General features: G+C 44.9%; 4 protein-coding genes. 3 read left to right on the plus strand and 1 reads right to left on the minus strand.

What is annotated here, in order from left to right; genetic code table 11:
* On the plus strand, positions 1-256 hold a 256-nt coding region (locus QUA40_RS13910; protein ID WP_333126620.1), incomplete at its 5' end, for a hypothetical protein.
* Positions 257-444: 188 nt separating this feature from the next.
* On the opposite strand, the gene ppsA is transcribed toward QUA40_RS13910, so the two are convergent.
* Complete coding sequence (ppsA, locus tag QUA40_RS13915; protein WP_333126623.1) at positions 445-2,922, minus strand: phosphoenolpyruvate synthase; 2,478 nt, start codon at positions 2,920-2,922, stop codon at positions 445-447.
* 815 nt (positions 2,923-3,737) lie between these two features.
* Here ppsA and QUA40_RS13920 point away from each other — a divergent pair.
* Both QUA40_RS13920 and QUA40_RS13925 read left to right on the plus strand, forming a co-directional pair.
* A complete protein-coding gene (locus QUA40_RS13920; RefSeq protein ID WP_333126626.1) occupies positions 3,738-10,232 on the plus strand; it encodes a PAS domain S-box protein in 6,495 nt (2,164 codons plus the stop codon).
* Between the two features lie 263 nt (positions 10,233-10,495).
* A complete protein-coding gene (locus QUA40_RS13925) occupies positions 10,496-11,701 on the plus strand; it encodes a hybrid sensor histidine kinase/response regulator (protein WP_333126629.1) in 1,206 nt (401 codons plus the stop codon).
* Positions 11,702-12,176: the final 475 nt, after the last annotated feature.

Consider the following 12,176-nt stretch of genomic DNA (forward strand, 5'->3'; position numbering starts at 1 on the left):
TCTTGCACTTTATTCTCGATCGCGCGCTCAAAACCCAGGCTACCTCAAGTGCGATCGATATATTCAGCAAGCCCTAAATAATAAAAGTTCCCGATCACGTCTCAAACTAGGCCGCCCTGTGTTAACCGTTAGCTGGGGAGTGAGGAGGGCGATCGCTGCTGACGCCATTTTCTTGGTAAAGCGCATCGCCAGGGTTCAACAAAGGCAGAAGCGCAGATATGATGTGATATTATGTCAGGTCAATTACCACCAATAAAATAGGTTTGTAGTGACGACTGCAAGTCCTGATAAAAATCAGAGGACTGGGATTCATCACTACAAACGCCAAATCGGTTATTTTACAGAACTAGAGATGAGAAACCGGGTCGAGTTCAAAAACAACCAAGTCAGAAAATGGGGCAGCTCTTGTTTGAGAAACTCGATTTTTCTCAAAAACCAAAACGCTTAAACCTTAGCAACATCCCCCGCTAAATCCATCAACGAACCCGCACCTTCCACCTTAGCAACATCTAACAAAGTCTTCAAAACCGAATCGGGATTCAAACTAATCGAATCAATTCCCAACTCAACTAAGAAACGAGCAAACTCAGGATAATCGCTGGGCGCCTGACCGCAAATTCCAATCTTGCGGCCGTACTTCTTCGCCGCTTTAATGGCAATTTCCACCATCCGCTTCACAGCTTCATTCCGTTCGTCAAAGATGTGCGCGACTAAAGCAGAATCCCGGTCTAATCCTAAAGTTAGCTGAGTTAAATCGTTAGAGCCGATCGAGAATCCGTCAAAAACTTGGGCAAATTCGTCAGCAAATATCACATTGCTCGGCAATTCGCACATCACATACACTTGCAAGCCGTTCTCGCCCTTAACTAAACCGTGTTTTGCCATCTCGGCTAACACTTTTCGGCCTTCCTCCGGGGTGCGACAAAATGGAATCATCGGAATCACATTTGTCAAGCCCATTTCGTCGCGAACTCGCTTTAATGCTTTGCATTCCAAAGCGTAAGCTTCGCGGTAATTCGGGTCGTAATAGCGAGAGGCGCCGCGCCACCCGATCATCGGGTTTTCTTCCTTGGGCTCAAACTGCCGCCCTCCCAAAAGATTAGCATATTCGTTGCTCTTGAAGTCGCTCATCCGCACGATGACTGGATTGGGATAAAATGCGGCGGCAATTGTGGCAATTCCGTGGGCTAGTTTGTCGGTGAAAAAATCGGGTTTGTGTGGGTAAAGGGCTGTGAGTTCTGCAATTTCTTCCTTGACTGATTCATCGGCCAATTCGTCAAAGTGAATCAGTGCCAGCGGGTGTGCTTTAATGTGATTGGCAATGATGAATTCTAGTCGCGCCAAGCCTACGCCGTCGCAAGGAATTGCTGATAAACCAAAGGCTTCTTCTGGGTTCCCGACATTCATTAAAATTTGAGTGCGGGTGCGGGGTAAATTCTCGATCGCAGTTTCTTGAATTTCAAAAGGAAGCAAATCGGCATAAACTTTACCTTCGTCTCCTTCCGAACAAGAAACAGTGATTTCTTGATGGTTTTTCAAGATTTGGGTGGCGTCGCCGGTGCCGACAATGGCAGGAATTCCCATTTCTCGGGCGATGATGGCGGCGTGACAAGTGCGGCCACCGGAATTGGTGACGATCGCACTTGCTTTTTTCATAATCGGTTCCCAATCGGGGTCTGTTTTGTTGGTGACAAGAACTTCTCCTGATTGAAATTCAGCGATTCTGTGAACGTCTAAAATTACGCGGGCTTTGCCTTGTCCGATTGATTCCCCAACGGCGCGTCCTTTTGCCAAAATTGCACTGGAACCTTGCAATTTGTAGTTCCGCAAAACTGTAGCAGACTTTTGAGATTGTACTGTTTCGGGTCGCGCTTGGACGATAAACAATTCGCCTGTATTGCCGTCTTTGGCCCACTCAATGTCCATCGGGGTATAAGTCCCGCGCACTTGGGAGTAGTGTTCTTCTATGACTACGGCCCACTCGGCTAGTTGCAGAATTTCATCATCTTGTATGGCAAATTTATTTTTTTCGGCTGCTATCACCGAGACGTTTTTGGTGTATTTAGAACCGCCGATATCGTACACCATTTTGAGTGTTTTGCTGCCGAGGCGTTTGTCTAAAATCGGGCGAAAACCTTGTTTTAATGTTGGTTTAAAGACGAAGTATTCGTCGGGGTTGACGGCGCCTTGGACGACGTTTTCGCCTAATCCGTAGGCGGCGGTGACTAATACGGCGTTTTTGAATCCGGTTTCGGTGTCGATGCTGAACATGACGCCGGAGGATGCTAAGTCCGATCGCACCATTTTTTGGACGCCGACAGATAAGGCGACTTCAAAGTGGTCGAATCCCCGCTGTTGGCGGTAGGAAATCGCGCGATCGGTGAATATGGAGGCGAAGCATTTGTGACAGCATTCGAGGACGCCAGCGCAAGCTTGGACGTTGAGGTAGGTTTCTTGCTGTCCCGCGAAACTGGCGTCTGGTAAGTCTTCGGCGGTGGCGGAAGAACGCACTGCTACGTCTGTACTGTCGCCGTAGCGATCGCACAATTTTTCGTAAGCATCCGCGATCGCCGCTTGTAGTTCTCGCGGAAACGGCGTGTCGAGAATCAGTGCCCGCGCTTGCTTGCCTTTTTGTCGTAGGTTCTGCAGATCTTCTACGTCTAAATCGGCAAAAATTTCGCGCAATTTAGCTTCTAAACCCGCCGACTCGATGAAGTAGCGGTAAGCGTGTGCTGTAGTTGCAAATCCGTTGGGAACTCTGACTCCTTTGGCGGTTAACTGTTGAATCATTTCGCCCAAAGAAGCATTTTTCCCCCCTACTAATGGGATGTCGGTGATTCCGACTTCATCAAACCACAATACTAAGGCTTTTTCTTTCGGAACTAAAACGGGTCTTTGTTGAATGGCTAATTTGTCGAGCATTGCTTTTTTCCTCTCAAATTCTGCTCAATTAGATACCTAAACAGTAAACAAATTACTGTCAAGTTACTGTCAATTTAAAACGTATTTTTGTTAGGAAAACTATCTAATTTTTTCCGAGGCTGTGTCCAGCCGACTTTTTGATCCCCTCTATTTCAAGAGTATCACTTTTTGGGTAAATAGCAAGAGCTGTGGAGAAAATTTATTTGATTGCAAAAAGTAAAGAAATGGCAGTAACGAGTTTCTGTAAGCTATCATCAAATAACTGGTAAAAATGTGAATATCGAAAATAGTTCCCACCGCTTTTTTGGCGCTGAGCGCGCATTGGTGCGGGGATAGCGGTCGGATTGTATTGGTAGCGGAATCGAAAGAAAACAAAGGGTGGGTTTCGATCGCGCGGCGCGATCGGCTGACCCGCGCAAAGACGGATAGTTTTGAACGACAGGAGTCGTCAGCCGGCCAAAATTTTAGACCCTTCGACAAGCTCAGGGCAACGCCCTTGTTCAAGCTCCCCGATTCATCTGCGGAGTCAATCTAAAATTTAAAATCTAAAATCTGGTCACAGGGGCGATCTCTCAAAAAAACCCAACACCCAGCAGCTTAGTTTCCTCTTGAAACCGACCTTCTAAAAACCGTAAAAGTTTTCGCTCTGATTTCGTTGACCTACTTAAAGCAAAAACACAGTAGTATATCGTATAGAGTGCATTGTAATTGTTGAAGCAAAGAGTTTTTAACTTGGATGGGCCTTTTTTTTACAATCCAATTATTTATATGCTATAATAGTTAGCTCGACTGCCTTATGACAAAAAACAAGGTATATGATCTTAGTTTTGAGCCCACCCGCAAAGCGAAACGGCTTTAAAGTTCTGCTGGTCGAAGACAATCAAGCAGAAGCCGATCTGATCGAAGAATTATTATTAGAAACAAATGTCAGTAGAGCCGAACCCCAAAGGCTATCAGTAAGTTGTACAGACCGTCTCAGCAAAGCGCAGGAACTTTTGGTCGGCGAACATTTTGATGTGATTTTACTAGATCTTTCGCTGCCCGACAGCCAAGACTTAAATACAATTGTCAAAATACAAGAATATAGTCTAAATACTCCGATTGTCGTACTGACGGCCCGCAACGATGAAGAACTTGCCGTGCAGTCAATCCAAGCCGGAGCTCAGGATTATCTAGTCAAGCGAAACATCGACAGCGAACTGTTAATTCGATCGCTCCGCTACGCAGTCGAGCGACAGCACAACCAAGAAGCTTTGCGAAAAAGCGAAGAAAAATATCGCTCGGTAGTCGAAAATTCCCTCTTCGGAATTGCGATTATTGCTCCTCCAAGTTCCCCCTCAGAACCGGAAAAATGCGAGTGGTTGGAAGTTAACGATGCTTTGTGCGATTTGCTGGGATACGAGCGCCAAGAACTTTTGGAGGAAAAGTGGGAGCAGTGGGGTTTTCCTGAAGACTGCCCCGCCAGTTTAGAGCAGTTGAATAAAATTTTGGCAGGGGAGAGCGAAGGCTATGTTTTAGACAAAAAGTGGCGCAAAAAAGATGGAAAAATAGTTTATACGAGAGTTTCTCTGCGCTGTATTCGGGGGCGGGACGGCTCGATAGACCGGATGATTAAAGTAGTTTTGGATGTAAGCGATCGCTACCGCTACGAAGCTCAATTAAAAGCATCAGAAGAATTTTTAAATCACACGATTAATGCTATTCCCGACCCCATTTTTGTCAAAGACGAGCAGCACAGGTGGGTGGTATTAAACGACGCTTTTTGCGACTTGATGGGAAAAAAGCGCTCGGAACTTATAGGGAAGTCAGGATATGAGTTTTTCCCCCCAGCACAAGCGGATTTTTTTTGGCAACAAGACGAGCAAGTATTGCAAAGAAGCATTCCTCATGAAACGGAAGAAACTTTTAGAATGACCGCCGGCCAAGAACGCATTATATCTACTAAAAAAAGTGTCTTTAAAAAAAGCGACGGCACTAAAATGTTGGTCGGCACAATGCGAGATGTTACCGACTACAAGCGCCAGCAAATAGCGTTGCAGGAAAGCGAAGATCGATTTCAAATAATGACCGACAACGTGCCGGGAATGATTTATCAATATCGCCTTTATGTAGATGGTAAAACATCTTTTACTTACGTTTCTTCGGGCAGTTGGCAGCTCTACAATTTAAAGCCAGAAGAAATAGAAGAAAATGCCAGTTTGGCTTTTGCAACAGTTCACCCAGACGACATCCCCGAATTGCAGCGATCGATCGCAACTTCAGCGGTGACTCAGCAAGCTTGGCAACACCAGTGGCGACAAGTTATGGGAGATCGAGTGAAATGGCTGCAAGGGGCGGCTAAGCCCTCTAAGCAAGCAAACGGCGATATAGTTTGGGACGGTTTGGTGATGGATGTCACGGAATTAAAACAAACTCAGCAAGATCGCGATCGATTTTTTAATCTATCGCTGGATTTACTTTGCATTGCAGGTTTTGACGGGTATTTCAAACGCTTAAACCCCGCTTGGTCTACTGTATTAGGTTACAGCCACGATAAAATGTTAGCCCAGCCTTTGGTAGAATTCGTACATCCCGAAGACCGAAAAACCTGCTTGCAGAAATTAAAAAAACTCAAAAACGGCAGTTCGATTATCAACTTAGAAATCCGTTATCTTTGCCAAGATGGTACTTATAAATGGCTGTCGTGGACGGCATCGCCGTTTGCAGAAGAAGGTTTGATTTATGCAGTTGCTCGCGATGTTACATTTAGCAAGCAAGCTGAAGCTGAATTGCGTAAGAGCGAAGCCACCAACCGCGCTCTTTTAAATGCGATACCAGACATGATATTTCGCTGTCGGGCAGACGGCACTTTTGTAGACTTCAAACCGGCCAAAGATTTTGATAATCTCCTCGACAAAAAAAGAATAATTGGCAAAAAAGCACAAGACATATTGCCTGCTGCTTTTGCTGATAAAATTTGCTCCGGCAATCAACAAGCGCTCGAAACCAGCGAGATTCAAGTCGTAGAATATCAAATGCCCGTTAATGGTGAACTGTACGATTTTGAAGCGAGAATTGTTTTCTGCACGGATGACGAAATTATCGCGATCGTCCGCGACATCACTCAACGCAAACGCTCGGAGTCAGTGCTCCACAGGCAAGCAGCAGCAATGGCCCAAGCTTCCGAAGGTATTGCCATATTCAATGCCGCCAGAGAGGTGATTTATTGCAACGCAGCCAGACTAAAAATTTACGGTTACGACTCTCTCGAAGAAATCTTAGGTAAAAGTTGGAAAAGATTCTATCAAGGTGCAGAACTGCAAAGGTTCGAGCAAGAAGTCCTGCCGACTTTAATGCAGAAAGGTTCTTACAGCACCGAAGCAGTAGGATGCCGTCGCGACGGATCGACAGTCCCTATAGATGTCTCGCTGACAATGCTGCCCGACGGGGAAATCGTTTGCATTGTCCGCGATATTTCCCAAAGAAAGAAAACAGAAGCAGCACTGCGAGAGAGCCAGCGATTCACTCAACAAATTGCTGGGGCAAGTCCTAATATTTTGTATGTTTGCGACTTAATTGAACAAAAAACTATCTATGCGAACGCTTCTATATACCACATTCTCGGGTATACAGTAGAGGATATTCAGGCAATGGGGGTGTGGATGATGTCAACTTTAATCCACCCGCAAGATTCAATCAAAATGCCTGATTATTTACAGCAAGTCGAAGCTGGTAGCGAAGGGGATATCTTTGAAATTGAATACAGAATTAGGCACAAGGATGGTTCTTGGCGCTGGATGGTCAGCCGAGATACTGTATTTGCGAAAACAGGAGACGGTAAGTTAAAACAAATTCTCGGCACGGCAACTGATATTACAGAAAGCAAGCAAGCAGAAGATGAAATCAAGCTGTTGCTGGCAGCAACTCAAGCCATTAGTCAGTCGGCCGATTTTAACAGCGCCCTCCCAGATATCCTGCGGTTGCTGTGTAATGCGATCGGCTGGAATTTTGCGGAAGCTTGGATACCGGCTGCTAACGGTACCTTTTTGGAACACAGCGAAACTTGGTACGCTAGCGATCGCGATTTAGATAGGTTCGGCCGCGAAAGTAAAAAAATTAGATTCGCCGCCGGAGTGGGAGTACCCGGACGGATTTGGTCAAGCCGAAAAGTAGAATGGATTGAGGATATTTCTCTAGCCCAAAATCATCTTTTTGCCCGATCGCAAATGGCGGCAGCAGTCGGATTGAAAAGTTGTTTCGGAGTGCCAATTCGCGCTAGCTCAGAGGTGCTGGCAGTTTTAGTATTCTGCAAGCGCGATCGATCGATTATGGAACCGCGTATAGTAGAGTTGGTTAAGGCGGTAGCGACTCAGTTGGGCGATCATATTCAGCGCAAACAAGCCGAAGAAGAATTGCGTAAAAGTGAAGAACGCTGGCAGTTAGTTCTCAAAGGCAATCAAGACGGAATTTGGGATCTGAATCTTCAAACAAATGAAGCTTTTCGATCGGCCCGCTGGCAAGAAATTATCGGTTACGCAGACGGCGAAATCGACAGCACTAACAGCGCATGGATCGATCGCATCCATCCAGACGATCGCTCACGAGTGCAAGCAGCGATCCAAGGTTATCTCGATCACCAAATCCCCAATTACGCCGCCGAATACCGCTTGCAGTGTAAAGACGGCAGCTACAAGTGGGTACTCGCCCGCGCTCAAGCAGTCTGGGACGAAGCCGGAAACCCTCTGCGGATGGTGGGTTCGATGACGGATATTAGCGATCGCAAAGCAGCAGAATTAGCTTTACTGCAGGTCACTCAAGCCGTCGAAAGTACCAGCGATGCGATCGTAATCGCCGACTTGAAAGGGCGGTCTATTTACCACAATCAAGCCTTTATTCAGCGTTACGGATACACGGTGGAAGAACTCAATCATATTGGCGACATGACCGCGCTTTATGTCCGGCATAAAAATTACAAACAAATCTATAAAAGCCTTCGCCAAGGTCGCTCTTGGTCTGGCGAAGTTACGCTGCAAACTAAGAGCGGCGAAGCTGTAACAGCTCTGGTGCGAGCCGACAGTATTCAAGATATAAATGGTCATTTAATCGGCTTAATTGGAGTGATTACAGACATCACAGAACGGAAACAATCGGAAGTAATGTTGCGCCAGAAATTAAAGCGCGAACAGTTGGCAGTAGCCATGCTAGAACGCATTAGATCCTCTCTTAATCTCGAAGAAATTCTCACCAAAAGTGTCGAAGAAGTTCGGCATTTTTTGCACGTAGACCGCACTGTTATTTACCAATTTAATCCGGATTGGAGCGGGTTTATTGCTGTCGAGTCGGTTGGCGAAAATTGCCGACCAATTGTAGGAATGGAAATTTATGACCCCTGTTTTGTGGGAGCCTACGTTACTCTTTACCAAGACGGCCGAATTAGAGCCACAGAAGATGTTTACAATGCTGGCCTGGCCGACTGCCACTTGAGTTTGTTGGCTCGGTTCGAGGTGAGGGCGAATCTGGTAGTGCCGATTTTGCAAGGCGAAAACTTGTGGGGGCTGTTAATTGCCCACCACTGCACGGGCCCGCGTCCCTGGCAGCAATTTGAGGGAGAGTGCCTAAAACAATTGGGGGTGCAGTTGGCGATCGCCATTCAGCAATCGATGCTATTTGAACAAGCACAAACCGAAATTGCCGATCGCAAACTTGCAGAAGCAGCCCTGCAATTAGCTAAAGAATCCGCCGAATCCGCCAACCGCGCTAAAAGCGACTTTCTCGCCAACATGAGCCATGAATTGCGGACGCCTTTGAACGGGATTTTGGGATACATTCAACTGCTCAAACTGGATAAAAATTTTACCGCCGAGCAGCAGGAAAGTCTCAGCAACGTTCACCAGTGCGGCAACCACCTGCTGATGCTAATTAATGACGTTTTAGACCTCTCGAAAATCGAAGCTAGTAAAATGGAACTGTCACTGGCAAACGTGCATTTTTCCAGCTTTGTTAAAAGTATTATTGATTTGTTCCAGATGAGATCGGCTCAAAAAGGAATTGTCTTTAATTACGAGCAGGTTTCAGCGCTTCCAGACGGCATTTTGGCAGACGAAAAAAGGTTGCGTCAAGTTTTGATTAATTTGCTCAGCAATGCCGTTAAGTTTACGAACAGCGGCAGCGTTACATTCAAAGTCGGTTATGCAGAAAATTTCCCCGATAACTATCCTCAAACCAACTGCGAAAATTCTAATTTAACAGCGGAAATTGCCACTCAAACAATTAATTTGACCGCGCATTTAGACGCGCAGCAAATGTCGATTCCGCCGCGAGGAACAAAAGCAGTGCGCGAGGTGATAACAGCAGAAAATAGTGGCGATCGTGCCCCTACCCCTAAAATTCGCTTTCAAATCGAAGATACCGGCATTGGCATCGGCCAGAATAAATTAGAAGAAATATTTTTGCCTTTTCATCAAGTGGGCGATCATAACAATTTCGTTGAAGGTACGGGACTGGGACTTTCCATCAGCCAAAAATTAGTCAAAATGATGGGCAGTCAAATTCGCGTCCAAAGTACCTCCGGCAAAGGCAGCATATTTTGGGTTGATCTAGAGTTGCCCGCAGTCGTCGAGTGTTCTGAACTCCCTTCCCGGCAAGAAAAAAGGCGGCTTGTCGGTTTTACCGGCCCGCAGCGGAAAGTGCTAATCGTGGACGATAAGGAAGTAAATCGCGCCATGCTGCACAGGCTGCTTTTTCATTTAGGCTTTGAAATTGCAGAAGCTACAGACGGTGAAGACTGCTTGCACAAAGCACAGGAATTTCTACCGGATATAATTTTAATAGATTTGCTGATGCCCGTAATGAACGGTTGGGAAGCTACCAGGCGGCTGCGACAGTTGCCGGAATTAAAAGATGTGGTGATCCTTGCTTTGTCTGCTAACGTTTACGAGACTACCAGGCAAGAGAGCATACTCGCAGGTTGCGATAATTTTCTCCCCAAACCGATTCAAACTAACGAGCTTTTAGAATTATTGCGCCTGCATTTGAGACTAGAATGGGTTTACGAAGAACGAGGGCAAACCAAAAAGCGGAAAGCTAAAACGCCCACAGCATTATCTGAGATTGCTGCTGCTGACTCAATGATGGTGTCTCCTCCCTCAGAATCAGTCTTGGCCTTGTTAAGATTGGCTGCAATGGGCGATATAGAAGCTATTCTGGAAGAAACTGCTAAACTAGAACTTTCTGACCCGGCATTAGTGCCTTTCGTTCATCACCTGTGCCAACTTGCTAAAGGATTTCAGCTCAAGCAAATTCGAGATTTTTTGAAGGAACATTTGTCCTAAAATTGACGGTAGCTAACAGACCACTCAAAATCAGTTAAATCTCACATCTTGCACTTGTGTCAGCAACAGGCAAGATGCCTGTTCCACAGAGACTGAAATTTTGGTGGGGTGGGCATCCTACCCGCCCATAAAAGAAAGAGTGATTGCAAATAAAGGGATCTACGAAGCAACTGGGTTTCGAGAGCCACAGAAAATCACTTGAATCCGATTTCAACTCACAACCCACAACTCCCAACTCAAAAATTTCAATATTTCCCTTTAATATGAAAAATAAGAATTTTGAAAGAAGCATCATACTAATTGTCGATGACAACCAAACAAATCTTGACGTACTTTTCGAGTTGTTAAGGAATTACGGGTTTAAAGTATTAGTGGCTCTAGACGGCGAAAGTGCGATCGAGCAAATTGACTACATCCATCCAGACTTGATTCTTTTGGATATCATGATGCCAGGAATTGACGGTTTTGAAACTTGCCTGCGTTTGAAAGCAGACCCGTCAACGCGAGACATTCCCATCATATTCATGAGCGCCCTTTCTGATACCCTTGATAAAGTAAAAGGCTTTCAGACAGGAGCCGTTGATTACATCACTAAGCCTTTCCAGCACCAAGAAGTGTTGAGCCGCATTCAAACCCACTTGACAATCCGCAGCTTGCAAAAAAAACTCGAAGAAAAAAACCTCGAACTTGCCCACCTCAACCAAAACCTAGAAAGACTTGTTGAACAAAAAACCAAGCAATTAATAAACCAGGAAAAAACAGCCATCATCGGACGTTTGACTCAAGGAATGGTTCACAACCTAAAAAGTCCGCTGCAAGTGATCCAGACTAGCGTCGATTTGATTGAAACAAAAGCCACCAAAATTCAAGAAGACTCTCTGTTGAATTATACTAAATATATTTTTCAAGCTGTCACAAAAATCAATCAGATCATGGATACTCTGATGATGAAAAGCCGAAACGAGCAAAAGCAAGATTTGCACCCGGTGAATATCAACGATTTAGTGCAGCGAGAAATTCAGCTATTGGAAGGCAACCTGTATTTTAAAAATAAGATTAGAAAAAAATATTTTTATGACGAAGAGATTGCCAGCCTTCCCTTAATTTATTCCTATATATCTCAAGTATTTTATAATTTAATTAATAATGCAATGGATGCTATGTGGCAAAAGAAAAGCAGGGAACTAACTATCGTGACTCGGCAAGACGACTGGAACATATACATGGATATTGCAGATACGGGATGTGGCATATCATCAGAAGATTTGTCAAAAATTTTTGACCCTTTTTACACCTCAAAGCCACCTAAAGGCGAGGAAAAAACCGAAGGCGAACCGACAGGAACTGGCCTCGGGCTTTATACTTGCATTGAACTTTTAAAACCTTTTAACGGTGAAATTGCTATTAGCAGCAATGTCGGTCAAGGCAGCGTGTTTACAGTTGTGCTGCCCAAACCTCCGAAAACTTAATTGACTTAAGTCAATAAAATTATGTTTGGTTAGACAACCGTCATTAAGGTCGTAATTAGGTTCATATTAAGGAATGCAAGTCTTGGTTTCTGCAGAAATAGAGAAATTGTATAGTTCAATACAAATAGGCGCTAATTGCGGGAAATTAACCGGAAACTATCTCAAAGCGTGTCCGTAAAAGAACGCTAATTCTCCTCGGTTCGTAGTAATACCTGTTGGAAAAAATAATGTAACTTTAGGCAAGCTTCCAACCGCAATTTAAAATATAAAATCTAACAAATAAAATGCTATAAATAAGGAATGCAAGTCCTGATTACTCCGCGCTCTTTTGCCTTGCCCCTTGCTATTCCCCTGCCAAAGGTTGTAAATTAAAGTTGTAAATTAAAACAGAGTGGAGTTGCAACATTAGTAACAGTATGATTATTGTGGACACTAGGTTTGGGGCGAGGCGGACAACTTGCAGCGAATAACTCAA

Source organism: Microcoleus sp. Pol11C3 (assembly GCF_036701485.1).
Lineage (GTDB): Bacteria > Cyanobacteriota > Cyanobacteriia > Cyanobacteriales > Microcoleaceae > Microcoleus.